This window comes from Anaerococcus nagyae, from assembly GCF_017874535.1.
In the GTDB taxonomy this organism is placed as follows: Bacteria; Bacillota; Clostridia; order Tissierellales; family Peptoniphilaceae; genus Anaerococcus; species Anaerococcus nagyae.
Genome location: NZ_JAGGLS010000001.1, coordinates 50,895 through 76,823, shown reverse-complemented (window position 1 = coordinate 76,823; position 25,929 = coordinate 50,895). Strand labels below are relative to the sequence as shown.

At 32.2% G+C, this 25,929-nt stretch carries 25 protein-coding genes, 2 tRNA genes and 1 pseudogene; 23 read left to right on the top strand and 5 right to left on the bottom strand.

The annotated features are described in order from the left end of the window. Window positions 1-172 precede the first annotated feature (172 nt). The 7 genes from citD to J2Z39_RS00340 all read left to right on the top strand — a co-directional run bounded on the left by citD (window position 173) and on the right by J2Z39_RS00340 (window position 6,558). Window positions 173-466 (top strand): citrate lyase acyl carrier protein, encoded by a 294-nt coding sequence (gene citD, locus J2Z39_RS00370; protein ID WP_117519918.1) that lies wholly within the window; start codon window positions 173-175, stop codon window positions 464-466. Continuing rightward, window positions 463-1,356: an aldolase/citrate lyase family protein gene (locus tag J2Z39_RS00365; protein WP_117519916.1), complete on the top strand. Its 894-nt coding sequence runs from the start codon at window positions 463-465 to the stop codon at window positions 1,354-1,356. Before citD ends, J2Z39_RS00365 begins: the two co-directional genes overlap by 4 nt. Beyond that, window positions 1,353-2,903 carry a citrate lyase subunit alpha gene (gene citF, locus J2Z39_RS00360; RefSeq protein ID WP_117519914.1) on the top strand — a complete coding sequence of 517 codons (1,551 nt, stop codon included), beginning with the start codon at window positions 1,353-1,355 and terminating at the stop codon, window positions 2,901-2,903. The genes J2Z39_RS00365 and citF overlap by 4 nt, the downstream gene beginning before the upstream one ends. A gap of 18 nt (window positions 2,904-2,921) precedes the next feature. After that, window positions 2,922-4,271: a CitMHS family transporter gene (locus tag J2Z39_RS00355; RefSeq protein ID WP_209813170.1), complete on the top strand. Its 1,350-nt coding sequence runs from the start codon at window positions 2,922-2,924 to the stop codon at window positions 4,269-4,271. A gap of 62 nt (window positions 4,272-4,333) precedes the next feature. Beyond that, window positions 4,334-5,035: a GntR family transcriptional regulator gene (locus J2Z39_RS00350; protein ID WP_209813169.1), complete on the top strand. Its 702-nt coding sequence runs from the start codon at window positions 4,334-4,336 to the stop codon at window positions 5,033-5,035. Next, window positions 5,025-5,573, top strand: coding sequence for a citrate lyase holo-[acyl-carrier protein] synthase (citX, locus tag J2Z39_RS00345; RefSeq protein WP_209813168.1), 549 nt, complete (start codon window positions 5,025-5,027; stop codon window positions 5,571-5,573). The genes J2Z39_RS00350 and citX overlap by 11 nt, the downstream gene beginning before the upstream one ends. Next, window positions 5,563-6,558 carry a hypothetical protein gene (locus J2Z39_RS00340; RefSeq protein WP_181965090.1) on the top strand — a complete coding sequence of 332 codons (996 nt, stop codon included), beginning with the start codon at window positions 5,563-5,565 and terminating at the stop codon, window positions 6,556-6,558. Before citX ends, J2Z39_RS00340 begins: the two co-directional genes overlap by 11 nt. Window positions 6,559-6,562: 4 nt before the next feature. Here the strand turns inward: J2Z39_RS00340 and J2Z39_RS00335 are convergent. The 3 genes from J2Z39_RS00335 to J2Z39_RS00325 form a co-directional block, all read right to left on the bottom strand. Then, window positions 6,563-6,639 (bottom strand) — tRNA-Pro (locus J2Z39_RS00335). Between the two features lie 226 nt (window positions 6,640-6,865). After that, on the bottom strand, window positions 6,866-7,864 hold the full coding sequence (gene citC / locus J2Z39_RS00330; protein WP_209813167.1) for a [citrate (pro-3S)-lyase] ligase: 999 nt from the start codon (window positions 7,862-7,864) through the stop codon (window positions 6,866-6,868). Continuing rightward, window positions 7,833-8,621, bottom strand: a complete 789-nt coding sequence (locus J2Z39_RS00325; protein WP_117519902.1) for a triphosphoribosyl-dephospho-CoA synthase — start codon at window positions 8,619-8,621, stop codon at window positions 7,833-7,835. Before J2Z39_RS00325 ends, citC begins: the two co-directional genes overlap by 32 nt. 261 nt (window positions 8,622-8,882) lie before the next feature. Between J2Z39_RS00325 and J2Z39_RS00320 the strand changes: the two genes are divergently transcribed. After that, on the top strand, window positions 8,883-9,866 hold the full coding sequence (locus tag J2Z39_RS00320; protein WP_209813166.1) for a hypothetical protein: 984 nt from the start codon (window positions 8,883-8,885) through the stop codon (window positions 9,864-9,866). Window positions 9,867-10,161: 295 nt separating this feature from the next. Here J2Z39_RS00320 and J2Z39_RS00315 read toward each other — a convergent pair. Further along, a tRNA-Pro gene (locus J2Z39_RS00315) sits at window positions 10,162-10,238 on the bottom strand. Between the two features lie 188 nt (window positions 10,239-10,426). On the opposite strand from J2Z39_RS00315, the gene J2Z39_RS00310 reads away from it, so the two are divergent. The 13 genes and pseudogenes from J2Z39_RS00310 (at window position 10,427) to J2Z39_RS00250 (ending at window position 23,124) form a co-directional block, all read left to right on the top strand. Beyond that, window positions 10,427-11,578, top strand: coding sequence for an NAD(P)-dependent malic enzyme (locus J2Z39_RS00310; RefSeq protein ID WP_117519898.1), 1,152 nt, complete (start codon window positions 10,427-10,429; stop codon window positions 11,576-11,578). Window positions 11,579-11,926: 348 nt separating this feature from the next. Next, the gene (locus J2Z39_RS00305; RefSeq protein WP_209813165.1) at window positions 11,927-12,739 is read left to right on the top strand and encodes a Cof-type HAD-IIB family hydrolase; all 813 of its coding nucleotides are present in this window, start codon (window positions 11,927-11,929) and stop codon (window positions 12,737-12,739) included. An 8-nt stretch (window positions 12,740-12,747) separates the two neighbouring features. Next, window positions 12,748-13,539, top strand: coding sequence for an MBL fold metallo-hydrolase (locus J2Z39_RS00300; protein ID WP_117519894.1), 792 nt, complete (start codon window positions 12,748-12,750; stop codon window positions 13,537-13,539). Between the two features lie 9 nt (window positions 13,540-13,548). Continuing rightward, a complete protein-coding gene (locus J2Z39_RS00295) occupies window positions 13,549-14,361 on the top strand; it encodes a tRNA 2-thiocytidine biosynthesis TtcA family protein (RefSeq protein ID WP_117519892.1) in 813 nt (270 codons plus the stop codon). After that, window positions 14,354-15,235, top strand: coding sequence for an undecaprenyl-diphosphate phosphatase (locus J2Z39_RS00290; protein WP_209813164.1), 882 nt, complete (start codon window positions 14,354-14,356; stop codon window positions 15,233-15,235). Before J2Z39_RS00295 ends, J2Z39_RS00290 begins: the two co-directional genes overlap by 8 nt. 246 nt (window positions 15,236-15,481) lie before the next feature. Beyond that, window positions 15,482-16,933 (top strand): APC family permease, encoded by a 1,452-nt coding sequence (locus tag J2Z39_RS00285; RefSeq protein ID WP_209813163.1) that lies wholly within the window; start codon window positions 15,482-15,484, stop codon window positions 16,931-16,933. 796 nt (window positions 16,934-17,729) lie between these two features. Then, window positions 17,730-18,158 carry a DUF2188 domain-containing protein gene (locus tag J2Z39_RS00280; protein WP_209813162.1) on the top strand — a complete coding sequence of 143 codons (429 nt, stop codon included), beginning with the start codon at window positions 17,730-17,732 and terminating at the stop codon, window positions 18,156-18,158. Further along, window positions 18,155-18,556: an ATP cone domain-containing protein gene (locus tag J2Z39_RS00275; protein WP_117519886.1), complete on the top strand. Its 402-nt coding sequence runs from the start codon at window positions 18,155-18,157 to the stop codon at window positions 18,554-18,556. Before J2Z39_RS00280 ends, J2Z39_RS00275 begins: the two co-directional genes overlap by 4 nt. A 39-nt stretch (window positions 18,557-18,595) precedes the next feature. Continuing rightward, window positions 18,596-19,078: a 23S rRNA (pseudouridine(1915)-N(3))-methyltransferase RlmH gene (gene rlmH / locus J2Z39_RS00270; protein ID WP_117519885.1), complete on the top strand. Its 483-nt coding sequence runs from the start codon at window positions 18,596-18,598 to the stop codon at window positions 19,076-19,078. 873 nt (window positions 19,079-19,951) lie between these two features. Next, on the top strand, window positions 19,952-20,443 hold the full coding sequence (locus J2Z39_RS00265) for a hypothetical protein (RefSeq protein WP_209813161.1): 492 nt from the start codon (window positions 19,952-19,954) through the stop codon (window positions 20,441-20,443). A 442-nt stretch (window positions 20,444-20,885) separates the two neighbouring features. After that, window positions 20,886-22,343: a V-type ATP synthase subunit I domain-containing protein gene (locus tag J2Z39_RS00260; protein ID WP_209813160.1), complete on the top strand. Its 1,458-nt coding sequence runs from the start codon at window positions 20,886-20,888 to the stop codon at window positions 22,341-22,343. Between the two features lie 353 nt (window positions 22,344-22,696). Then, window positions 22,697-22,888, top strand: a pseudogene (locus J2Z39_RS00255) (DUF1659 domain-containing protein); the annotation flags it as partial. Between the two features lie 14 nt (window positions 22,889-22,902). Continuing rightward, a complete protein-coding gene (locus J2Z39_RS00250) occupies window positions 22,903-23,124 on the top strand; it encodes a DUF2922 domain-containing protein (protein WP_117519881.1) in 222 nt (73 codons plus the stop codon). Window positions 23,125-23,433: 309 nt separating this feature from the next. Here J2Z39_RS00250 and J2Z39_RS00245 read toward each other — a convergent pair whose 3' ends face one another. Continuing rightward, complete coding sequence (locus tag J2Z39_RS00245) at window positions 23,434-23,946, bottom strand: sigma-70 family RNA polymerase sigma factor (RefSeq protein WP_181965089.1); 513 nt, start codon at window positions 23,944-23,946, stop codon at window positions 23,434-23,436. Between the two features lie 389 nt (window positions 23,947-24,335). Here J2Z39_RS00245 and J2Z39_RS00240 point away from each other — a divergent pair, with 389 nt between their 5' ends. Further along, the gene (locus J2Z39_RS00240; RefSeq protein WP_117519879.1) at window positions 24,336-24,467 is read left to right on the top strand and encodes a YvrJ family protein; all 132 of its coding nucleotides are present in this window, start codon (window positions 24,336-24,338) and stop codon (window positions 24,465-24,467) included. A 10-nt stretch (window positions 24,468-24,477) separates the two neighbouring features. Next, window positions 24,478-25,164 carry a peptidoglycan amidohydrolase family protein gene (locus J2Z39_RS00235; RefSeq protein ID WP_209813159.1) on the top strand — a complete coding sequence of 229 codons (687 nt, stop codon included), beginning with the start codon at window positions 24,478-24,480 and terminating at the stop codon, window positions 25,162-25,164. Window positions 25,165-25,929: the final 765 nt, after the last annotated feature.

Genomic DNA, 25,929 nt, shown 5'->3' with positions numbered 1-25,929 from the left:
GTCATTTAATGTCTTAATTATACATTAATAGTCTGGGAAAATCAATTTATATTAAATATATATATTTTGCATTTAGATTGTATTTAAGCAATATACAGGGTTCTATTATTATTTATTTATTGTAAAATAGAATTAAGGAATATGAAAACATTTTTCATAGAAAGGGGAGATTATGAAGATTGAAAATAAAGCTAGCGCTGGAACTCTAGAGTCTAGTGATGCTGAAGTTAATGTATATCCTAGTGAAGAGCTAAAATTAGAAGTTAAGAGTAGTGTTTATGCTCAATTTGGTAGTCAAATAGAACAAACAGTCAAAGAAATACTAGATAATTTAGAAATAGAATCAGGTGAAATTTTAGTAGATGATAGAGGTGCACTAGATTGCACTATCAGATCTAGAGTAGAAACTGCGATATTAAGATCTAATAATATTACAGAAAATATACCATGGGGGGATAAGATATGAAAAGAGAAATAAGACGTACCATGATGTTTTTAAATGCTCAAAGAGCATCTCTTGTAAAAGATCCATACATCTATGGTCCTGATTGTGTGATTTTGGATCTTGAAGATGCAGTAAGCCCTAATGAAAAAGATTCCGCGCGTATTCAACTTTACAATACCTTAAAATATATAGACTATGGAGAAACTGAAATTTGGGTTAGAATAAATGCTACTGATAGTCCATATTATAAAGAAGATATCAGAGCTGCTGTAGCAGGTGGATGCGATGGTATAAGAATTCCTATGTGCGAGAGTCGTGATCAGGTAGTTGAAGTTGAGAAATTAGTAGAAGAAGCTGAGAAAGAATTTTGTAAAGATATAGGTATAACTATGCTTATGGCAGCTTTAGAAACACCGCTTTCAATTATAAATTGCTATGAAATATGCACATCAAGCGATAGACTTATGGGTGTGGCACTTTCAGGTGGAGATTTTGCTCGAACTATGCATGCAAAGACTACAAAGACAGGTGAGGAGTACTTCTTAGCAAGATCTCAAATGGTTTTATCAGCTCGTGCGGCCGGAGTTATGTGTTTTGACACAGTATATACAGATCTAGATGATGAAGAAAGTTTAAGACACGATACAGAGTTAATAAAAAATATGGGGTTTGATGGAAAATCAATTATTTCTCCAAAACAAATTGATACAGTCCACCAAGTATTTACACCAAATGATAATGAAATATCAAATGCTGAACGTGTTATAGTTGCTGTAAATGAAGCTAAAGAGGCTGGTATTGGTGTAGTGGTTGTAAATGGAAAGATGGTTGATAATGCCCACGTAGAAGGAGCTTATAGAACTTTAAGTATGGCAAAAGCCGCAGGAATATATGAGGGGGATTTGATATGAAAAACGCAGTAAATAGAGAAATTCCAGATTACTTACTAGAAGATGGTAGTGAAGTCTTTAAGGGAGCCTATGCTAATGATGGTAAAGATCTTGTAAAAGAGACTCCTACTATAAAAACTAATATAAAACCAAGTGAAAACAAATTACTTGAAAATATAAAAGAATCCATCAAGAAAACTGGTCTAAAGGATGGAGATACAATTTCTTTCCATCATCACTTTAGAAATGGTGACTTTGTAGCAGCTATGGTTATGGAAGCTATCCATGAACTAGGAATCAAAGATTTATTTATATGCGCATCATCCCTTGGTAAAGCTCATGCTAACTTTGTACCAATGATAGAAGACGGAACTATAACAGGTATTTCTTCATCAGGTGTACGCGATGAAATTGGGGAAGCTATATCAGAAGGAAAGCTTAAAAATCCAGCATATATTAGAAGTCATGGTGGTAGAGTTGGAGCTATTGAATCTGGAAAGGTAAAGATAGATGTTGCTTTTATTGCTGCGAGTTCTTCAGATGAATACGGCAATGCTAGTGGTATCAATGGTAAGGCTAATTGTGGCGTTCTTTCCTATGCAGGAGCTGATGCTAAATTTGCTGATAAAGTTGTAGTTATAACAGATACTCTAGTTCCGTTCCCAAATTATCCCCATCCAATAAGCTCTGTTGATGTTGATTATGTGGTAAATGTAGGCAAGATTGGAGATCCTTCTAAAATAGCCTCAGGTGCTATAAGAATGACAAAAGACCCGCGTGAGCTAAAAATGGCAGAATATTGTGCTAAAGTAATTGCAAACACTGAGTGGTTTAAAGATGGATTTTCCTTCCAAACAGGTGCAGGTGGGGCAAGTCTTGCAGTAGCTGTAAAGATAAAATCTTATTTAGAGCATACAGGTATCAAAATGGGATGGGCTATGGGAGGTATTACAGAGCCTATTGTAAATCTCTTAAAAGAAGGATATGTAAGATATCTTGCAGATGATCAAGCCTTTGATGTACCAAGTGTAGAGAGTGTTTATACTGATCCTAATCACTTTGAGATAGATTCTAGTGAATATGCTAATCCACTTAATAAAGGAGCATATGTAAATAAACTTGACTATGTAGTTCTTGGAGCATTGGAAGTAGACCGTGACTTTAATGTTAATGTAGTTGTAGGATCAGATGGAACTATACAAGGAGCTCCAGGTGGACATCCGGATACAGCAGCAGGATCTCATTGCACAATTATAGTTGCACCACTTATAAGAGGAAGAATAGCTACAGTTCGTGAAAGTTGTACCTCAATTACAACGCCAGGTGAAACAGTGGATGTTATAGTAACTGACTATGGTGTAGCAGTAAATCCAAATAGGGAAGATTTATTAAAGCAATTACAAAATACAGACTTACCTATAGTAAATATGGATTATCTTATAAAACGTGGTGAACAAATCACAGGAAAACCTAATAAAATAGAATATGAAGATGATGTAGTTGCGGTAGTTGAATACAGAGATGGATCTATTATAGATGTTGTCAAAAAAGTTAAAAATAAAAATTAAATATTACAAGGAGAAAATATGTTATCAGTAATGGGCTTTATAATGATTGCACTGATCATTATATTGTTATTAAAAGAAAAGATGAGTCCAGTCGCAGTTATGGTTCTTATACCAACTTTGGCTGCATTTATAGTAGGTACAAGCATAGACGATCTATCTGTTTATGTGACAGATGGTATGGATTCTATAAAAAATAACGCTTTCATGTTTATTTTCTCTATATTATTCTTTGGGATAATGTCAGATGTAGGTGTATTTGATGCTCTTGTAGACAAACTTGCAAGGTGGGCGGCCGATAATCCAGTAAAGATCACTGTATCTACAGCTCTTATAGCAATCCTTGCTCACCTGGATGGATCAGCAGCAGCCACCTTACTTATAACGGTTCCAGCTATGCTTCCTATATATAAAAGGATGGGAATGAGAAGTCAAACACTTTTAACAATTATAGCTGCATCAGTAGGAGTTATGAACCTCCTTCCATGGGGTGGCCCTACAGTACGTGCAGCAACAGTTATTAAAATGGATCCTACTGAATTATGGAGAGAGTTAATACCTATACAAATTCTTGGCGTTTTCTTAGCTTTAGCAACTGCAATTATATTAGGTATAAAAGAGAAAAGGTATGCAGAAGCTAACTTTAATATAGCTAATACAGGAGAAGTTACGAAAACTTCTAATAAGTCAGAAGCAACTTGTATTGATCAAAATAATAAAAGTGAACTAAGTCCTAGAATTAAAAAGTTATTACCTGTAAATATATTGTTAACGATTGCCATTATAGCTTTACTTATGGCAAATAGTGTAATAAACTTGCCAAGTTATTATGTATTTATGATTGGTACAGTGTTAGCTATGGTTATAAACTTTCCTAATCTAAAAGATCAAAACGATCAAATTAAAAAGAATGCAGCAAGTGCTTTATCAATTGTAGCCACTATAATGGCCGCTGGAGTGATGGTTGGAATAATGGAAGGTACAGGAATGCTAGAAGCAATGGCAAATACTCTAATAAACATTATTCCACAATCCTTAGGTAAATATATACATATAATATTTGGTATTCTAGGCGGACCGCTTGGTATGATTACAGGAACAGATGCTTACTTCTATGGAATATTACCACCACTAGCAAGTGTAGGTGAAGCATTTGGTATTAAATCGCTATACACAGCTATAGCTATGGTATTAGGTAAAAACTGTATATTACTTTTATCACCTATGGTTCCAGCAACCTGGCTTGGATTAGGATTATTTGAAGATGAGATTAGCTTAAAGGATCACATCAAAGCTTCCTTTGTTTGTTGCTATGGTATAAGTTTAATTATGCTATTATTTGGAGTTTTATTTGGAATAATAGCTGTATAGTAATCTAAAAGCCTTTACAAAAGTAGAGGCTTTTATTTTTAGAAAGAATATAAGGTGCAACTATGAATGATACACAAAGTTTATATGAAAAAGTTAGAAGTGAAATAAAATTTAATATTATAAACGGTAAGTATCCTATGGGCAAAAGGCTTAAGGCTAAGGACTTAGCAGAAGAGCTTTATGTTTCTAGAACTCCTATAAATAAAGCTCTAAGTAGCCTTTATGATGAGGGCCTTTTAAACTATAATAGAAATGTTGGTTACAGTGTAAGAATAATAACCGTTGATGATATAGAAGAGATATTTAAAATTAGGACTGCTCTGGATGTTCTTTCCTTTAGAGAAGCTAGCTTGAATATGAGGGAAAATGACTTTTCATATATGAGGCGCTTATTGGATAAGGCAGATCTTGCTTCTAAAAATGGAGAAATTAATGAAATAAGAGCAGCTGCCAAGTTATTTAATGAAGCAATATATGATTTTGCAGATATGCCTAGGCTTACAATGATTATAGCAAACTTAAATGATTATCTAGAAGTTTTAAGAAAGTTATCTTTTGATGGGAGAAGCGAAAATTCAAGAAGAAAATTATCTATAGAAGAGCATAGCAAGATCTTAGATCTTATGGAAGCAAAAGATTTTAATAGTCTGGAAGAATTTATTATAAAACATTTAGAAGGATCAAAAAAATATATAATTGGAGAATCCTATAAATATAAGGATTTCGTTCTAAATGAAAAAGAGGAAGATATCAATGAGGAATGATTATAAATATTTTACATTTGATAATATTCCAAGTTTAAATGATGTATTGGATAATAGAGAAAGAAGAATAATAAAGATTCATGACTTAGAAAAAGTTTATCCTGATATGATTATAATTTGTTTTAAATTGAATATACCAGGAGAACAAAAAATTAATGATGCTATTATTAATATTTTTAATCTTGGAGTAATAGATATAAATTTAACGCTAGATTCTAAAAATATAATTTATAATGATAGCAAAAAAGATATTACAGGACCAGAGTATTTTTGTGTGGCAAAAGGGGATCCTTGTGATTTAAAGATGAAGATGGTAAATATTGAGGAGAATTCATATTTTGGTAGACTTTACGATATAGATTTAATATATAAAGGGAAAAGTGTAAGCAGACAAGAGCTTGATCTTGGATCACGAAAGTGCTTTTTGTGTAATGATGATGCAAAAATTTGTGCTAGATCTAGAAAGCATAATTTAGATAGCATGATAAGATGGATAGAAGATTTGATAGATAATTATGAGGGGACTTATGGTAAATAGAAAGATAAAAATTATAGATTCAACTCTAAGAGATGGAAATCATACAGTAGGTAATAGATTTGATTTGGATGATATTAAATCAATAGTAAAAACTTTAGATCAATCTGGCATAGACTATATTGAAGTAGGATATGGTTTTGGAATGGGAAGTTTTAATAAAGAGGGATTTGCAACAGATTATCAAATTTTAGATGCAGCTATAGGGCAAGCAAAAAATAGTAAGATTGCAATCTTAGTATTTCCAAATAAGGCTGATATAAAAAGTTATGAGAAACTTCTAGACTACGATATAGGACTTATAAGGCTTGCAGTACAAGCTAGTAATGTAGAGCCAGCTAAAGATTATATAAAACTTGCTAGAGATAAGGGGATTCAAGTTGGAGGATTTATGATGATGGCTAGTCGTTTATCTGCAGATGAAATAACAAGTGAAGCTTCAAAACTAAAGAAATTTGGAGCTGATACAATCACTATAACAGATTCTGCTGGAGCTATGATTCCAAGTAGTGTAGTAGATACTATAAAAAAAGTAAAAGAAGCTACAAAACTTGAAATAGGCTTCCATACTCATGATAATTTAGGACTTGCTGTGGGTAATAGTATGCTTGCTATATCAAGTGGGGCAAGCTTTATAGATACAGCAATAGCAGGACTTGGCGCAGGAGCTGGGAATACTAGAACAGAAAGCCTTGTTGCAGTATTAGATAAAGAAGGTTACAAGATTAATGCTGATATGTTTAAGTCTATAGAATGTGTAAAAGTGCTTGATAAAATAATTAAAAAATATGATGTAAATATTAAGGATATGAGAGATATGATATTGATTGGTTACTATGGGATATATTCTGCTTTTATGAAAAATGTAAGTGATTTATCAGATAAGTATGGAGTAAGCAAAAAATACCTAATAGCAAACATTGCTAAAAATAGATATGTACCAGGAGATGAAGAAAAAATAGAAAGTCTAGCTAAGATGTTAAGATAAATATTGGTCGGGGTGAAAGGATTTGAACCTTCGACCTCATGTTCCCGAAACACGTGCGCTACCAAGCTGCGCCACACCCCGCAATATTTACATAGTACTTTTTAATTATAAATTTTCATCCTTAATAATGTAATTATATATTTAATATCTCAAAGTGAACTTATTAATATCCTTAGTATCTAAGTATTCTATTAGTTAGTTGAATTCACAATTAGTAGAAATTTTAATCTGATATAATTAGTAGTTTTATATTTAAAACTATAAATAGATCATTTATAGGACTATGATTACTTATTTTTAATATAAGTCAACTAAATAGCTTCTTTATGTATTCATAGCTAGTAATAGGTATTAGATCCTTTGTATTTTCTAGCTTGCCATTTTTAAGCAAAGTTCTTACTCTGGATGCCGATATTGCCTCTTCATTTACCTTTTTTCTAGGTATTACTACAATTTCTGGTTTATTTGGATTAGGCTTGCTTTTAAAGATCTCTTTCATAGTTTCGTTATAGATTCTAGTAGCTTCATCATTTGGCTCTGTCCCTACAAATCTTTTATCAATATCTAAAACTTTGGAAAAATGATATTTAAAAATTTTGGCATCTAATTTAGCCTGTATTTTTGTTATGGATTTATCTTCATCCATAAAATATGAAGGGAAAGTTGCAGATGATACTAGATAATTATCTGTCTTATGTATAATTACATTTGATAAGTCTCTTACACCTTCCTTAACCATATTGTATCTATCCTCTGTTGTAAAATATGATGCATCTTCGCTTACTACAAATATATGAAGGTGGCTAGTGTTTTTAGCTGCATATTCTATTAGATATTTGTGGCCTATGGTAAATGGATTTGCATTAAGTACAACAGCTCCTATAGATTCACCTTCTACTTTTGTCTTTGAAAGACTTTCTAAGTACTTACTAAAATCATTATGACTTTTTTGCATAAATATTAGATCAGGCTCAACCCTTTCTATTTCCTTAAAGCCTATAGCAGTAAAGGAATTTTCATAAATTGGCTTGGTATATACAAAAGCTCCATCAAAGCCCTTTAATTCAATTTCGTTTAAGGCAACGGTCATAAGCTCATTAAAGATAGCACCACCCTTAAAGTTATCATCAATAGCTACACATTTGATTATATTTTTATATAAAGATGCTGTAGCTATGAGTTTATTATTCTCATATTTAGCAAAAGTTGTATCAATGTTTTCTTCAAACCTTATAGATTCTGATCTGAGAAGTTCAAAAAGGTCCTTTTTATCACTACTTATTTTTTTGGGATAAATTTTTTCCATCAAAATCCTTCCTTAAAAATTCTAGAGTTCTAATAGTTGTAAATAAATCAGCAATTCCACCAGATGAGATATTATTTGATATATAATAATTATTTAACTCTTCTAGCTTATCTTGATAGATGTCGGGGTCCTTAATATCAGCGATATTAGATGCTTTATTTTGAACATATCTTAAAGTATCTAAATTTGACCTGTGAAAAGTTGTTGTATCATCTACATTTGCAATTAGGTATAGGGTCAAGCTAGTATCAGAAATATCCTTATTATAAATATAATTTGTAATACTTATTATTTCTTTATAACCAGTTAGGGGATAGTTCCTTATATCCCTTAATCCATTATTATCCCAGAACATTGCCTTAAATTCAGTTTTATAATCTTTAAGAAGAGGAGAGGCGAAAGTTTTTATGAAATTTTCTAAATCTTTCCATTTTTTTTCATAAACATAGCTATAAGCTAGAAATAGTTGTAAAAATATAAGGCCCTTATGTGTGTTTATATTATTGGTAGAAGCAAACATAGTCTTTTCTATATCAATGCCCCTTTGACGTAAATCATAAAAATCACTAATATTTTGCCATTCAGTTTCTTCGAAAGCTAAGCAAATAGCATTAGCTGATTTATTAAATAAAGTCCAGTCCATGTCCTCATGGGATCCTTTACTATAATAAGTCACGCAACCAAAGCCATATTTTCTGGATAATTCTTTATCTATAGATTTTTTCAGGGCGCATGTGTATTTTTTAATATCTCTCATATATGAAGTATAACATAAATCAAAAAAATATTTTGCATTTTAGATGTATTAAAAATTATTGGTATTATATCTACTAAACTTTATAATGAAGGTGTTTTTATAAATATTTTTAAGTAACATTATTTATAATATAAATTATAGGAGGTTATAATGAAGAATAAATATATCTTAGGTCTTTCTTGGTCACTTTACTTTTGTAATTTTGATAATTGCAATTACTTTCAGTGTTTTGCCTGATAGTCTTATTAGAGATTTTTATTCATGATCATTGTTAGAGAATTGGTAAAATTTTTAGGAAATAATATACATATTGTAAATATTTATTTGGGTATTTCAACAATCGTAGCTATTTTTGATGGAGTTTTCTTTATTTATTTTGGGATTTTAAGAGCAACTTTTGTAAATAAAGAAGATTCTAAATCAGATGATGAGAAAGCTTTAGAATTATCAAAAAAATTAGAAGCTACAAATCAAAAGCTTAGAGATTCAATAGATGCAGTCAAGAAATCAACTAGTGAGAATGCTGATGAATCTGATGCTAGCTTAGATGATGATAACTCTAAGCCAAATGCTTATAATGTCGTAAGAATAACAAAAGAACTTGATGAAGTAACTGCAGAAATAAAAGAAGTGATCAAGGTAGTTGATGATGAAGAAGCGATACGTGATGGAGTAGTTAAAGAAGATGCATCATATATAGGAAAATACAGTGCAAGCTACATTGAATCACTTACCAAGAAAATCCAAAAATCTAATAAGATGGTTCAAGAAGAACTTTCTAATATTTATGGTAAATCTGCTGTTAAATCAGTAATGACCCTAAGTAACAATATAGATGAGGATAGCTATAAAATGCTAACTGGTCTTAAAGAAAATACAGAAAAAATTGATGAAATAGCAAGACAAATCAACCTTGCTATTGAAACAGGTAATGTAATAGATAATCCAGAAGAAAAAGAAAAAATAGCTGCTATTATTAATGACTTAGAAAGTATAGAATCTTCCAATAATAAGGCTTTGGAAAGTATTGAGGATAAAAAAGAAATAAGCCCAAACTTTGATATTGTAGTAGATGGATTCTCACAAAATCTATATAAGGATTTCAAAAAAGTTGCAACTGTAACTATAGATCCACTAGATAAAGCAAGTATAAGAGAAGATGCTAATAAGGCTAAGGAAGAATATCCAACAATAACAAGCTATCTAGAAAATTTAGAATTAAGACGTGATTTATTAAATAATTAAGATAAAAAATTCACCCATTTTGAATGGAGCGAAACGAAGTGGAGAAATCCCAAGTATATAGTCCAAATGAAGAGATCTCTCCGCTCACTACGCTCGGTCGAGATGGATAACCCTCATTTCGACTGAAGCGAAGCGAAACGGAAAAATCTCAAGTATGTAGTCCAAGGACTGAGAAATCTACGCTCTCTAAGTTTGGTTAAACTTAGTCTAAAAGCTCGTAGAGTAAAAGTATCCATTGAGTTTATTCTAATGATTTTAGGACGTTTATTTATTATGTAAGATCTCCATTAAAATATGGTCGGGGTGAAAGGACTTGAACCTTCGACCTCATGTTCCCGAAACACGCGCGCTACCAAGCTGCGCTACACCCCGTAATATCCTTTATTATACTAGTTTTAAGGATATTTAAAACCTTTATGGAAATGTTTGCATTAAAACTTTACGAGTGTTATTATTTATTTAAGATAAATATTTGCTAGATTAAATATAAGATAAATATTTTCTTTATTGACAAATATTATATAAAACTAGTGGATTAATAATATTAAAAGGAGCATATTATGGACGTTTATGAAAAAGCACTAGAAAAGCACAAAAACTGGCAAGGTAAAGTTGGTACAGATGTAAAGGCTAAGGTAAATAATGCAGAAGATTTGACCTATGCTTATACACCAGGAGTTGCTGAACCTTGTAAGAAAATAGCTGATGATGAATCTTTAGCCTATGAATATACTATGAAAGCTAATACTATAGCAGTAGTAAGTGATGGATCTGCCGTATTAGGTCTTGGTAATATTGGTCCAAAGGCAGCTATGCCAGTTATGGAAGGAAAGTCTGTACTTTTTAAAGAATTTGGTGGGGTAAATGCAGTTCCAATAGTTCTAGACACTCAAGACCCTGATGGAATAATCGAAACTGTTAAGAATATAGCTCCAGGTTTTGGTGGAATTAACTTAGAGGATATATCATCTCCAAGATGTGTATATATAGAAGATAAATTAAAAGAGATGTTAGATATCCCAGTTTTCCATGACGATCAACATGGTACAGCTATAGTTACAGTAGCAGCTTTAATCAATGCTCTAAAGTTAGTTGGTAAAAAGCCAGAAGATATCAAATTAGTAATTTCAGGAGCAGGAGCAGCAGGATTTTCTTGTGCTAAACTTATTAGAGATTTAGGTGTAAATAATATTATAGTATGCGATTCACGTGGAGCAATTACAAAAAAAATGTTAGATTCAGACAATCCTGTGAAAGCACAAATAGCTGAAATATTTAACCCAGAAGATTTTGAAGGTTCTTTAAAAGAAGCAATGGTTGGTGCAGATGTATTTGTAGGAGTATCAGCTCCAAATATTATAGATGGGGAAGATATCAAAAATATGAATGAGGACGCCATAGTATTTGCCATGGCTAATCCAGTACCAGAAATAGATTACAATGAAGCTATCAAAGCAGGGGCAAGGGTAGTAGCAACCGGAAGATCAGATTTCCCTAACCAAATCAATAACGTCCTAGCATTTCCTGGAATTTTTAAAGGTGCTCTAGATGCACGTGCATCACAAATTACAGATGATATGAAAATGTCAGCAGCAAAGGCACTGGCAGCCTTTGTGGAAGATGAGGAATTAAAAGAAGAATACATCATACCATCAGCATTTGAAGAAGGAATAGCAGATGCAGTAGCAGAGGCTGTGAAAGAAATAAAATAATTGCTAATTATGAGTATAAAAGTAAAATAAGATTTGTATAAGCAATAAAAAGAACAGAGATTGTTACTAAGTAACAGTCTCTTTTGTTTGTATAAATTATATTGAGCTAATGTTGAGATCTCTCCATGCATTCGTTACACTCACACTAAAACTCGTTTGCTAAGCAAACTTTTCCGTGCTTTCGCACTAGTTTTAGGGATGAATGTACCAAATCAAGGTATATTCATTTAGTCGATATGGATACGCGAAGATATCACTTTTATTAAAATTAAAATAAAGTCATTCAACAATTTCGATCCAAGCGAAGAGTAGTGGAAAAATTTCAATGATCTATATAAGAGAGGCAAAATGAATAAAGATATCAAACTAATAGCTCTAGACTTAGATGGTACACTCCTAGGCAGTGATGAGAAATTGGTAAATAAAAATAAAAAAATAATAAAAAAACTTCATGAAAAAGGAATAAAGATTGTAATTGCAACAGGTAGACCTTTTAATGGATTTTGGTGGATAAGAGAAGCTCTGGGTTTAGAAGATTATGAGGACTACTCAATTTCAAATACTGGAGCTTTTGTAAGACGTAATGCAGATGCAAAAATCATTATAGATAACTCAATGAGCAGAGAGGATTATGAAAAAATCTCATCCCTAATAGAAGATGAAGATATACAACTTGCACTTTTTACAAAAGATGTATTATATAATAATGCAGATGAAGTAAACGAAGGATTTAGAAAAGATCAAGAAGTGATGCATATGCCACGTCAAAAGTTCAAGGACTTTGACGATATAGAAGAAAAAGTAGCCAGAATGAATTTTATGGCAGCTAAAGAAACTATAGATAATTTTTATGAAAAGGTAAGGGAAGGCTTGGAAAAAGACTATATGCTTATCAGAAATGAAAGTTATTCTTTAGAAGTCCATAGAAAATCTTCCGGTAAGGCAAATTCACTCAAAAGATTATGCGATTATCTCGACATAACTTTAGATAAGGTAGTATACTTTGGGGATGGTGCCAATGATAAAGCTTCCTTAGAATTGGCAGGCTTAGGTATAGCCATGGGCAATGCAGAAAAAGAGAGCAAAAGAGCAGCAGATAAAGAAACTTTAACAAATGATGATGCAGGAGTAGGAAAGTTCTTAGAACAATTTTTAGACTAGGGGAATAAATGGATAAATTTGCGATTCTTTCATCTGGTTCATCAGGCAACTGTCTTTTTATAGAATACAAGGGTAGCAAAATCCTGATAGATGCTGGTTTTTCAGCAAAAAGAATTGAATCTTTATTAAATCAAATAGGCAAAACTGCAAGTGATCTTGATGGAATATTTATAACTCACGAGCATGCCGATCATTCAAAAGGTGCAGGTACTCTATCAAGAAGATTTAATCTGCCAATATATGCCAACGGGGGTACTTGGAAAGGCTTAGAGAAATCTTGTGGAAAAATAAAAGAAGAAAATATAAAAGTATTTGACTCCGATAAATTCTTAAGCTTTGGATCAATGGATATACTTCCAATAAAAGTACACCATGATGCTAATGAACCAGTTGGATTTATAATATATATTGGAAACAGAAAGATTAGCCTTATAACTGATACTGGAATAGTAGATGATAAGATGGCTTACGAGCTAAAAGGATCTGATATCTATTATCTAGAAGCCAATCACGATCTTGAAGCACTTAAACGTGGTCCTTATCCATATTCACTTAAGATTCGTGTTATGAGCAATATGGGACACTTATCAAATGACCAAACAGCAGAAGTCCTATCAGATGCACTAGAGGGTAAAGAAGAGAAAGTTTTTTTGGGTCACTTATCAGAAACTAACAATACACCAGAGTTATCAAGGCTAACAGTAGATAACTATCTAACAAGTCTTGGATTAGATACAAAAAATGATATACTTTTAGATGTAGCAGATAGACATAATCCATCTGGTATTGTAGAATTATAAGGAAAATTAATGGAAATTCAAGAAATAGAAAGATCAATTATAAAAAAATATAGAAAAGAAATTTGGTCTCCATTTATAAAAGCGATAAAAGAATTTAAGCTTATAAATGATGGAGATAAGGTGGCAGTTGCTATGTCAGGCGGTAAAGATTCACTATTATTAGCCAAAGTTATAGAAGAATTACATAAGCATAGTAAAGTAGATTTTGATGTAGTATATATATCAATGGATCCAGGCTACGATAAGATAAATCGCGAGCAATTAGAAAAAAACTTAGACTATTTAGGTATAGATGGACAAATCTTTGATACCCATGTATTTGAAATAGCAGAAGAAGTTTCCAAGGGAGAGTATCCTTGTTATATGTGTGCTAGAATGAGAAGGGGTAATCTTTATGCAAAGGCTCAAGAATTAGGATGTAATAAAATTGCTCTTGGTCATCATATGAATGATGTAATAGAAACTATCATGATGAATGTCCTATACGCAGGAAATTTCAAAACTATGAAGCCGAGATTAAAGGCACAAAATTTTGATAATATGGAGCTTATACGTCCATTCTACTATATAAAAGAAGAAGACATTATAAAGTGGCGTGATTATGTAGGTCTTCATGCCCTTAACTGTGCTTGCACAGTAACAAAATCACAGGAAGCCTACACTAGGAAGATGATAAAATATATGATAGCTGATATGAAAAAAGAAAATCCTGATGTAGAAAAGTCAATACTTAAATCTGCAGAAAACGTCAATTGTGATATGGTAATAGGCTATCAACTAAAGGGAGTTAAGCACTCGTTCTTGGAGGAATTTAATGATTGATTTTTTAAAAGTCCTAATACTTTCTATAGTAGAGGGCATTACAGAGTTTTTACCAGTATCATCTACTGGACATCTAATATTAGTAAATGAATTTGTAAAGCTAGAGCCAGCAGATTTTTCAAATGCATTTAATGTAATTATTCAGCTTGGTGCCATACTTTCAGTTGTTGTCCTTTATTTTAAGAGACTTAATCCTTGGGATCATGATAAAACAGCAAAATATTTTCCGAAAAATTACGAAAGATTAAACGGACAATCTAGATTTTATTATAGACTTACTCACCCAGACCAAAAGACTATGGAAATCTGGAAGAGAGTAATAGTAGGTGTACTTCCAGCAGGTATACTTGGACTCTTATTTGATGACTATATAGATGAGCATTTATTTAATCCTATAGTTGTAGCAACTATGCTTGCGCTTTGGGGTGTAATAATTATTCTAGTAGAAAAAAGAAATAAGACCAATACAGGATTTGCTCATGATAATATAGCAAATATATCATATAAGACAGTATTACTAATAGGTCTTTTTCAATCGCTAGCAATGATACCAGGAACAAGTAGATCAGCAGCAACAATAATGGGTGCAATGATTTTGGGGCTTACAAGAGAAGCTGCAGCAGAATTCTCATTTTTCCTAGCTATTCCAACTATGCTTGGTGCAACACTTCTAAAGGTTGTGAAAAATGTTCATGGTTTTTCAGGATACCAATGGTTATTAATACTTGTAGGAATGGTATTAAGCTTTATAGTAGCATATGTGGTAATAAAGAAATTTATGGCATATATTAAAAAACACGACTTTATACCATTTGGCGTATATAGAATAATCCTTTCAGTAATAGTATTCCTATATTTTGGAATTTTTGCATAAAAACATATAAGATAAATAGGTCAGATATAAGTGAAATTATATCTGATTTTTTATTGCGTAAATTTAGTATAGAGATTGTATGAACTCTTCTTGTTTTTATGTTTATTAAACTAGTTATAGCCAAGAAAAGGATATTATAAATTCTATAAATTTAAAATAAACAAAAATCTACAGCACAATTACTTGTAATCTTTTATTGACAAATATTAACTAAAATGATAATTTTATAAGTAATTGGAGGAAACGATGAATACGAAACGAGTAAAAGATAAGACGAAAATTAGCTGGCAGAGCTTGACATTTATGGCTTTTGCTGGGTTGTGGGGCTTTGGTAATGTTGCCAACGGCTTCATGTACTTTAATGGAACCCAAGTAATATTTTCTTGGATATTGATGTTTGCCCTATATTTTGTACCATATGCACTTATGGTGGGGGAACTAGGCTCTACTTTCAAAAATTTAGGTGGAGGAGTTTCATCATGGGTTGAGCAAACCTCAACAACTAAACTTGCCTACTATGCAGGATGGACCTACTGGGCAGTACACGTTCCATATATAGCTTCAAAAGGATCAGGAGCTCTTAAGGCTTTAAGTTGGTTGATATTCCATAATGCCGAAAAATATGATGCAATTCCTGTAGTAAAGATACAAATAGTAACTTTTATTCTACTTTTGATATTTACATTTATAGCAAGTCGCGGACTTAATCCACTTAAAAATCTTACAAGAATAGCTGGAAGCTCTATGTTTGTATTAGGTATTTTATATATTATTCTAGGATTATTTGCTCCAGCTGTTAATCCAAGCGGAAATTATAATGATATAAATCTCTCATTAAAATCAATAATACCAACTTTCAATGTAGGATATTTTACATCACTTTCTATATTGGTATTTGCCGTAGGTGGTGTAGAAAAAATCTCACCTTATATTAACAAGATGGAAGGGAATCCATCCAAAGAGTTCCCTAAGGCTATGATAGTAACGGCTATTATGGTAGTTATTTCTGCCTTATTTGGAACGATTGCCATGGGAAGAATGTTTGACCCTGCAGTTATAAATGCTAGCCAAGAAAGTCTTGATTCCTATGTGGCAAATGGTGCTTATTGGGCATTCCAAAAACTTGGAGAATACTACGGTCTAGGTAATTTCTTTTTGATTATATATGCTCTAGCAAATCTTATTGGTCAATTATCAGTATTATTACTTAGTATAGATGCACCACTTAGAATATTATTAGCTGATCCAAAGACTAGTATCTATGTACCAACAAAGCTACTTAAGAAAAATAAATATGGAGCTTACATCAATGGTATAAAATTGGTATTTGTTCTATCAGGAGCTATAGTACTTTTCCAAATATTCTTACCAGGAGCTGCTTCCGTATTACAAACCTTAACTAAGCTTAATGCAGTAACCATGCCACTTAGATATCTTTGGGTATTTTTAGCCTATTACTTGCTAAAGAAAAAGGGCATGGATAATGGAGAATACAAATTTACAAAATCACAAGGAGCAGGTAAATTCTGGGGACTATGGTGCTTTATAATTACTCTTATATCATGTGTATTAGGAATATATTCACCAAATAAAACAACAATGATATTAAACATACTTACACCACTAGTACTAATAGGTTTAGGTTTGATTTTTCCAGCTATAAGGGCAAAAGAAGATAAAGAAGCTCAACGAGCTTAACTAAAAAAACAGAGTCTAGAGAAAAAAAGACTCTGTTTTTTGATGTGCAAATTATCTCCATTTCGACTGAAGCGAAGCGGAATGTAGAAATCTCCAGTATGTAGTTCAAACAAAGAGATCTCTCCGCTCACTTTGTTCGGTCGAGATGGTTGTATTTTATTGATGATTACTCTTAATATATAAGATAAAAAAACCAACCCATTTCGACTGAAGCAAAGCGAAATGAAGAAATATCCAGTATGTAGTTCAAACAAAGAGATCTCTCTGCTCACTACGCTCGGTCGAGATGGTTGTATTTTATTGATGATTACTCTTAATATATAAGATAAAAAAACCAACCCATTTCGACTGAAGCAAAGCGAAATGGAGAAATATCCAGTATGTAGTTTAAATAAGAGATCTCTCCGCTCACTTTGTTCGGTCGAGATGGTTGTATTTTATTGATGATTACTCTTAATATATAAGATAAAAAAACCTACCCATTTCGACTGAAGCAAAGCGGAATGTAGAAATCTCCAGTATGTAGTTTAAATAAGAGATCTCTCCGCTCACTTTGTTCGGTCGAGATGGTTGTATTTTATTGATGATTATTCTTAATATATAAGATAAAAAACCAACCCATTTCGACTGAAGCGAAGCGAAATGGAGAAATCCCCAGTATGAGTTTAACATATGCATTTTCTAAGATCCTCTAATCGAGATGGCATAAAAACTAATGATGTAAAGAATTTTTACAGGATAATTATAAATTATAAATGGGTAAATAATACAAAAGAAGTAAAAAAGGAGATGCATTATGCCTTTTGATAGAAGAGACTACCCAGTGTCTATGAAAAATCTAGACAAAGAAGTTCGCGATAAAGCTATCGACATAGCAAACGCCATGATAGAGGAAGGATATGACGATGATAATGCTATTCCTATAGCTATATCTCAAGCCAAGGATTGGGCGGCTGATGCCAGTATTAGTGAACTTAAAAAGATTAGAAAAAAAGATTTAAAAGATCATGATAAGCCATATGGAAAATCAGCAGCCAGACTCCAAGATTCCGACGTCATAGTTTCCTATAACTATGATAAAAAAATGTGGCAAGTAGAATCCAAGGGAGCTAGCCAAGTAGAAGGCTATTATGATAGCAAAAAAGAAGCTACTCATAGGGCAAAAGAAATCGCGGATAATAAACAAAGCAAGGTAATAACAAGGACCAAGGAGGAATCTAAATGAGTGAACTAAGTCAAATGGTATTAGATTACTACAAAAACAAAGAATACGATATAAATAAAATAGTTAATGAAATAGATAAGCTTAAAATAGATGTAGTAAAAGATTACCTAGATAATAGTCCAGATGAGAGTCTATATGTTATAAAAAGAAGTGGTAATCTAGAGCAATATTCAAGAGATAAAATAGCAAGATCAATAAAAAACGCAGCAGATAGCAATGGTCAATACCTAAATAGATCAGATGTGGAGATACTTATGGAAGATGTATCAAATCATATGAAAGATCTAAATAGAAAAGTATTTAAAACTTCTGAAATCAAGGAATTCGTGAAACAATCATTAAAAGATGAAGGATATGGTAAAATTTACGACTCATATGTTTCATATATACAAGTCTAAACTCAATCAAAAGATTGAGTTTATTTTTTAGGAGGAATAATGGACATCAAAATCATAGCGGTAGGTAAAATAAAAGAAAAATTCTATAAACAAGCCATAGAAGAATATCTTAAACGTATGCAAACATACAATAATATAGAAATAATAGAAGTGGCAGACGAACCAGCAGGAGAAAATCTTTCGGAAAAAGAGATAGAACAAGTAAAAGACAAAGAAGGAGAAAAAATTCTGAATAAAGTAAAAGACGATGATTACGTAGTGAGCCTAGAAATCTTAGGAAAACAAGAAACAAGCGAATCATTCGCTAAATTCATAGAAACAGAAATGGCAGAAGGCTTTGGAAGAAACCTAGTATTTATAATAGGAGGTAGCAACGGACTATCAAAAAATGTAAGCCAAAGAGCAAACAAAAAACAATCCTTCTCAAAAATGACCTACCCTCACCAACTAATGAGAGTAATACTAATAGAGCAAATCTACAGAGCATTTAGAATTATAAATGGACATCCTTATCATAAGTAGTCCCGAGCTTTTGGGTGGAAAATCCAAAGGATTTTTCATCTGCGAGATAAGCCGAAGGCGAATCCGCAGAACTAAGCGAAGAAATCGCAAGAGTTCTGAGAGGACAAAGAGCTAGAGGGTGGAAAATCCATATCCATTTCGACCGAAGCGAAGCGTAGCGGAGAAATCTTCAGTAAATCGCAAGACCTGAGATCTCTCCGCTCACTGTGTTCGGTCGAGATGGAATACATTTCACATTAATGACAAAGAGAAGATACGACAACCCATTTCGACTGAAGCGAAGCGTAGCGGAGAAATCTTCAGTAAATCGCAAGACCTGAGATCTCTTCGCTCACTGTGTTCGGTCGAGATGGAATATATTTCACATTAATGACAAAGAGAAGATACGACAACCCATTTCGACCGAAGCGAAGCGTAGCGGAGAAATCTTCAGTAAATCGCAAGACCTGAGATCTCTCCGCTCACTGTGTTCGGTCGAGATGGAATATGTTTCACATTAATGACAAAGAGAAGATACGACAACCCATTTCGACCGAAGCGAAGCGGAACGGAGAAATCTCAAGTGTATAGTGCAAATAAAGAGATCTCTCCGTGCATTCGCTATAGCTCATTTAGTCGAGATGGTTTATAGGTATTCTTGTTATTATATTAATCATATGGGTTAAAAGTATTACCCATTTCGACTGAAGCGAAGCGGAATGGAGAAATCTCCAGTAAATCGCAAGACCTGAGATCTCCACTCCATGCACTCGATGCAGATCGTTATAAATTATACCATTCCAACTAAGACTCAATAGACATCAAACTCCAAACGTGGTACACTTAAAGACAGATATAGACAATAAATGTCTAGTATCGCGAAAGGAGGTATAAATGGCAGGTGACATTATTGCAGTACTTCCAGAAGAAGTAAAAGGAACTGGTATATGCGCTCGCATTTATAGCCAAACAGAAGTCAAACTTAGTCTCAAAACTCCAAGCCTTTACCTAGATACTATGTATAAGGATAAGGGCAAAAACAAAAAGTTGGTAAATAAACAAATTAGCAGAGAACTCCAAATAAGTAAAAACCTACCATATGTTATAGACACTAGTCACGTATTTTTTGCCTTCAAATATAGGAAAGCTATATATGACAAACAGTCACGTGGATTTGTAAATGTAAAATATGTAAAAAAGATAGTAGGTCCCGAGATTATTCTAATAACAGGAGAATCGGTAGCAACTCTTGCTACAAGACAAACCCTAATAACTAACTTAAATAATGCTAAGCTAATGTTGTATAAAGAAATTAATAAGTCGTTAATAGAATCAGATGCAAACATTAGATATATAACTGCTCGTATTCTAGATGATTATGTATAGTAAATTAGTAAGAAAAAGTAAACAAGTAAAAGCTTGACTAAAAGGTTAATAGTGCTAAAATAATAAAGAACTATACGTTTTATTAAACAAAGATTAATACCAATAGGTAAAATCTTAATTATGAGTGCATAAGTAAACGGTAGTTTCAAATAGATTGTAGTAACTTTATATCAATTTAAATAAATACAAATATCTTTTATGTTTATTGAAAAATAGAGGATATGCATTCTATTGCCATCTATAATCACAAAGATTATAAATTACACATTAGTTACAATATTGAAGATATTGTGAGCATTAGTTAAACTATATTTTTTAGAAAAATTGAGAAAATGCAATAAATGTGTTGCAAAAATGTAGAATCTAGTGTACTATAGATAGTGTAAAGTGAGTACTATTTAAGATACAAATAGTAATTAAAAAAATAAGGAGATAACTTATAATGAAAAGAAATAAAATTGCTGCTGGTGCATTAGCATTAGCAATGGGTTTAAGTGCAGTAGCTCCATCATTTGCTGCTGAGGGAAAAGATACAAAACCATCTGAATACACATATGATTATAAAAAAGCAAAAGAAGAATTCGTAAAAGAATGGAACAAGGTTAGAAATGCTGAGAAAAATTTAGAATCTGCAAAAGCTTCAGAAGCTACAGCAGAAGCTAATTACGAAAAAGCTCTTCAAAAATTAGCTGAACTTGAAGCTAGATACGGAAAAGTTGCAAATGATCCAGATTCTAAATATCAAGAAGATGTTGATAGAGTTGATTCTGAAAGACAAGCAGCTATACAAAAATATGAAGGAAACATTTCTTCAGGATTTACAGGAAAACCTAACTATGATTATTTAACTGAGAAATATTTAAATAATTTCTCACAATATATTGATCAATCTGTAGATCAACCATCTCAAGAAGCTCAAGCTGAAGCTATCAAAGACATCATTTCATTAAATGAAAGAAAAAAAGCTCTTAAAGATGAATATAAAGAAGTAGAAAATAAAAGATCAGAACTTCAATCAGAAGTTTCTAGAAGACTTGGGGATTACAACGAAGCTAAGAATAAAACACAAGAAGCTAAAAATGTATTAGCAAAATTAACAAACAATGCTAAGACAGGCACATATGATAAAGCTAAAGCAGAATTAATCTCAGAAGGTCTTTCTGTCGATACAATAAACAAAGCTGAAAAAGCAGGTGACATCAATATCGTTATTGATGCAGATAAAGAAGAAAAACCATCTAAAAAAGCTCCAACAAAAGAAGAATTAGCTGAACTCGATGCAGCTATCCAAGATGCTAAAGCAACACTTAAAGCTGTTGATATTCTTAAAAAGAAAGCTGAACACATTTCAGATAAAAATGAAGCTTACCTTAACAAATTAGTAAAAGAAGCTAACGAACTAATCAAAAAAGGTGAAGCTGCACTTAAAGATTACAACTACAAAAAAGTAGCTTTCTCTGTATTCTCAACAGCATATGCTGCTGAAGAAGAAGCAGTTGAAGAAGAATATGATGTTAAGGATCTTACAAACAAGATCAGAGACAAAGATGCTGAATTACAAGATGCTATAGAAGCAATCGACAAAGAAGAAGAAATCGAAGATAAAAAAGAAGATAAAAAAGACAATAAAGAAGAAGACAAAAAAGAAGATAAAAAAGACAACAAAGAAGAAGACAAAAAAGAAGATAAAAAAGACAACAAAGAAGAAGACAAAAAAGAAGACAAAAAAGAAGATAAAAAAGATGAAAAAGTAACAAATGTTGTTACACCATCTAAAAAAGCTTCTTCAAACAGAACAGCTGGACGTAATGCTAAAACAGGTATTGCTGGTGTTGCTGGTGTTGCAGGTGTATTAGCAGCAGCTTCAGTTGCTTACGCAGCAAGCAAAAAAAATAACTAATTAATAGTTAGATTTACTAAAAAATATTAATAGAGCCAAAAAAGAGTGCACTCGCTAGGGGCTCTATAGATAAATATTAGATACCGCGGTACTCACTTGAAAGATCTTCCACCAAAAGGTGGAAGATTTTTTTGTGCTTATTATATAAACTATTTCGCTTTCGCTATCTCGACTTAACTGTCTTGGTGAGCGCAAATATATTATTGACGTTTACTAATACTTTGTATATTAAGCAAGATATTTCTTTTTTTTACTTAAATCATCTACTAATAACTTTTTTAAAAAATTTCGGGAAAAATTCCTCTTGATTTCTATATACATATGTAGGGCCACTACAAAAACAAAAAACGGAGGAAAATATGAAATTACAAATCAAATTTAAAGTTGAATCAGAAGAAGGATCATTAAAAAAAGTAAGCAAGACATTTTCTCAAATAGATGAAAATGCAGGTGCAGAAAACTTCAAAAACTTTGCTCTAGCATATACTGCTTTAGTAGATGCTACAGAAGTCGAAGTATATTTAATAGATGTTAAGGAAATATAAGGGAGGATATATAAATGGCAAGCAGAAAATTAAAATTATATTTTAAAGATCAAGCAAATAATTCAAAATCAGTTACAGTAGATTATCCTAAAGGAAGCTATACATCAGAAGATATAAAACTAGCTATGGATTCTATGATTAAATCAGGAGTACTATTAACCAAAAATGGACCATTAGCAAATAAGGCTAAAGCTGAAATAGAAACAATAGATAGAGAAGAACTTACAATAGCTTAATATGTGAAAAGATGCGGAGGTATATAAATATCTCCGTATTTTTATTTTGCCTCACTCTGGTCGAAATAGATAGTGCTTTAATTTTAAAATAAAAAACCGTCTCGACTAAATGAGTGGTAGCGAATGCATGGAGAGATCCCAATTCTTAATCTTACAAGAGATTTCTCCATTTCGCTTCGCTCCAGTCGAAATGTGTGGTGGTATTTGTGCTAGAATGTTATTGTAAAAAATATCCCAACTCGACTGAACGAAGTGAGCGGAGAGATCTCATTTATTGATAATATAATAAAGCTATTTAGTCTGCTTTATTTATGATAATTTATAAAAATTTCTCAAATTTTTTATAGCTAAACTAGATCTATTAGCAACCGTTTTATAAGAAATATTCATCACTTTAGCAATTTCGGCTAAGTTCATATCATAAAAAAACTTGTACATAATAATTTTTCTATCTTTCATATCTAAGTTATTTATAGCCTTATACAAAGATTTATATTCTTCTTTGTTAAATAGCATTTCTTCAAAATCAAAGTCATCTATTAAAGTATCTATTATAGCTTGACCATTGCTATCCAAATCATCCAAGGAATTTACTGGATCAATCTTTGATTTATCTAGATAATGATACAAAAGCTTAAGCTTTAAGAAATTACCAAAACTCCCTTTACTTTCATCGTATTCACAAATTGCTTCAATAGCTAACATTTTTGATTCATCTATCATTTCATCGTATTCAAATCTAGAAAATTTTCTGGCATTTGCCTTGATTAGTGGCATATAAGCATCAATAATTTGCTCTGAATTGTCTATATTTATTTGCATATTAAACCTTTCAAAGCGCGCGCTTATTTTATTTGTCGACACTTGTATGGTATATCAAATTATCAGAAAAGTTTAATTGGATAAGTAGAGATAAAGCTTAGAAAATAAGTCTATATGGATAATAGGTAAACATAATAAGCTTCTAAGATCTATATAGGCTAAAGGGAAAAATTTTACTATTTTTCTATATACATATAGGGGGTGATGATATGGCAGTTATTTTAATATATTCAGAAAATGAAGAAAATGACGATCAAGAAATAAAAAAAGAAGACTAAATTATAAAGAAAGGAGTGGCGCACCTATCTTAAGGAGTTTTGAAAGAGAAACTGACAAATAGTCTTTTCTATTAAGATAATAAGCTTTTTAGAAATTAGCCGAAATATTAAATGGATATAACAAAATTAATAGGTGATTTAGGATTTCCGATAGTAGTAACTCTCATCATGATTTACAAAGTAGATGTAAAACTTGATGAAATATTAAAGGAAATTAGAGAACTTAAAAATAATAAGGAATAAAGGAGTGTATATGTCATCAATTGAAAACATGTTAGATTATGCAAAAAGTAAACACAGAAGAGTCCGTTATTCTATGGCTTATCCTCAAAGGTTAGGCCCAGAATATCTGGATTGTTCATCTTTTGTATATTATAGCTTAAAAGCTGGAGGATTTTTATCAACCAACCATCCTATAGGAAATACTGAAACTCTATATAAATTGAAAGGAACAGTTCTAGATGAAGTTTATTCATATGAAAGTATTAAGTCTGGAGATATATTTATAAGGGGAAAAGAAGGGAGAAGCTTAGGTGCAGCCGGTCATACTGGGATTTTCTTAAAAAAGGGTGAGATAATACATTGCAATGCCTTTAATGGAACGGTCAGCATAAACAATGAATCGAGTTTTATAAGGTATTTTTTGGATTGTAAAAGAAGTGAAAATGAAAGATATTTTAGACCAATTATAAATCAGAAAGAATTAAAAAATAAGTCACATATAAAAATGGCAAGGGTAAAAGCGGCAACCTATGTTAGATCTGCTCCAAGTACAAATGCCCATGCAGTATCAAGTTATCATCCTGGTCAAGTTATATATTATGATAGTATTGTTAAGGCAAATGGCTATTATTGGCTATCATATATAGGACAAGAGAGCGGGAAGAGGAGATATGTAGCTTATAAGAATTATAGGGGATTTTCTTGGATGGATTTGTAATGTGAATATAAAAGAGATTTCTCCATTTCACTTCAGCCGAAATGGAGGTATTACGCTAAGATATTAATGTAAAAAATATCCCATCTCGACCGAACGAAGTGAGCGGAGAGATCTTGTTATTAGAGTGATTATGCTAGATTTCTCCACTCCGCTTCGCTCTGGTCGAAATGGATAGTGCTTTAATTTTAAAATAAAAAAACCATCTCGACTAAATGAGCGATAGCGAATGCATGGAGAGCTCTCAGTATTTGGTCTGAGATTTCTCCGTTTCGCTTCAGCCGAAATGGAGGTATTACGCTAAGATATTAATGTAAAAAATATCCCATCTCGACCGAACGAAGTGAGCGGAGAGATCTTGTTATTAGAGTGATTATGCTAGATTTCTCCACTCCGCTTCGCTCTGGTCGAAATGGATAGTGCTTTAATTTTAAAATAAAAAAACCATCTCGACTAAATGAGCGATAGCGAATGCATGGAGAGCTCTCAGTATTTGGTCTGAGATTTCTCCGTTTCGCTTCAGTCGAAATGGAGGTATTACGCTAAGATATTAATGTAAAAAATATTCCATCTCGACCGAACGAAGTGAGCGGAGAGATCTTGTTATTAGAGTGATTATGCTAGATTTCTCCACTCCGCTTCGCTCTGGTCGAAATGGATAATGCTTTAATTTTAAAATAAAAAAACCATCTCGACTAAATGAGCGATAGCGAATGCATGGAGAGATCTCTCTTTTTTATATCTTTTTAGTCGAAATGGATTATAAAA

Bases quoted from the DNA above. Each gene is read 5' to 3' on its own strand.
- citC (WP_209813167.1), bottom strand. From the start codon at position 7,864: ATGGAAAAAATTTATCCCAAAAAAATAAGTAGTGATAAAAAGGACCTT.
- J2Z39_RS00260 (WP_209813160.1), top strand. From the start codon at position 20,886: ATGAAAAGAAATAAAATTGCTGCTGGTGCATTAGCATTAGCAATGGGT.
- J2Z39_RS00310 (WP_117519898.1), top strand. From the start codon at position 10,427: ATGGACGTTTATGAAAAAGCACTAGAAAAGCACAAAAACTGGCAAGGT.
- citF (WP_117519914.1), top strand. From the start codon at position 1,353: ATGAAAAACGCAGTAAATAGAGAAATTCCAGATTACTTACTAGAAGAT.
- J2Z39_RS00265 (WP_209813161.1), top strand. From the start codon at position 19,952: ATGGCAGGTGACATTATTGCAGTACTTCCAGAAGAAGTAAAAGGAACT.
- J2Z39_RS00355 (WP_209813170.1), top strand. From the start codon at position 2,922: ATGTTATCAGTAATGGGCTTTATAATGATTGCACTGATCATTATATTG.
- rlmH (WP_117519885.1), top strand. From the start codon at position 18,596: ATGGACATCAAAATCATAGCGGTAGGTAAAATAAAAGAAAAATTCTAT.
- J2Z39_RS00240 (WP_117519879.1), top strand. From the start codon at position 24,336: ATGGATATAACAAAATTAATAGGTGATTTAGGATTTCCGATAGTAGTA.
- J2Z39_RS00325 (WP_117519902.1), bottom strand. From the start codon at position 8,621: ATGAGAGATATTAAAAAATACACATGCGCCCTGAAAAAATCTATAGAT.
- J2Z39_RS00340 (WP_181965090.1), top strand. From the start codon at position 5,563: ATGGTAAATAGAAAGATAAAAATTATAGATTCAACTCTAAGAGATGGA.
- citD (WP_117519918.1), top strand. From the start codon at position 173: ATGAAGATTGAAAATAAAGCTAGCGCTGGAACTCTAGAGTCTAGTGAT.
- J2Z39_RS00275 (WP_117519886.1), top strand. From the start codon at position 18,155: ATGAGTGAACTAAGTCAAATGGTATTAGATTACTACAAAAACAAAGAA.
- citX (WP_209813168.1), top strand. From the start codon at position 5,025: ATGAGGAATGATTATAAATATTTTACATTTGATAATATTCCAAGTTTA.
- J2Z39_RS00365 (WP_117519916.1), top strand. From the start codon at position 463: ATGAAAAGAGAAATAAGACGTACCATGATGTTTTTAAATGCTCAAAGA.
- J2Z39_RS00290 (WP_209813164.1), top strand. From the start codon at position 14,354: ATGATTGATTTTTTAAAAGTCCTAATACTTTCTATAGTAGAGGGCATT.
- J2Z39_RS00285 (WP_209813163.1), top strand. From the start codon at position 15,482: ATGAATACGAAACGAGTAAAAGATAAGACGAAAATTAGCTGGCAGAGC.
- J2Z39_RS00250 (WP_117519881.1), top strand. From the start codon at position 22,903: ATGGCAAGCAGAAAATTAAAATTATATTTTAAAGATCAAGCAAATAAT.
- J2Z39_RS00245 (WP_181965089.1), bottom strand. From the start codon at position 23,946: ATGCAAATAAATATAGACAATTCAGAGCAAATTATTGATGCTTATATG.
- J2Z39_RS00295 (WP_117519892.1), top strand. From the start codon at position 13,549: ATGGAAATTCAAGAAATAGAAAGATCAATTATAAAAAAATATAGAAAA.
- J2Z39_RS00235 (WP_209813159.1), top strand. From the start codon at position 24,478: ATGTCATCAATTGAAAACATGTTAGATTATGCAAAAAGTAAACACAGA.
- J2Z39_RS00350 (WP_209813169.1), top strand. From the start codon at position 4,334: ATGAATGATACACAAAGTTTATATGAAAAAGTTAGAAGTGAAATAAAA.
- J2Z39_RS00320 (WP_209813166.1), top strand. From the start codon at position 8,883: ATGATCATTGTTAGAGAATTGGTAAAATTTTTAGGAAATAATATACAT.
- J2Z39_RS00280 (WP_209813162.1), top strand. From the start codon at position 17,730: ATGCCTTTTGATAGAAGAGACTACCCAGTGTCTATGAAAAATCTAGAC.
- J2Z39_RS00305 (WP_209813165.1), top strand. From the start codon at position 11,927: ATGAATAAAGATATCAAACTAATAGCTCTAGACTTAGATGGTACACTC.
- J2Z39_RS00300 (WP_117519894.1), top strand. From the start codon at position 12,748: ATGGATAAATTTGCGATTCTTTCATCTGGTTCATCAGGCAACTGTCTT.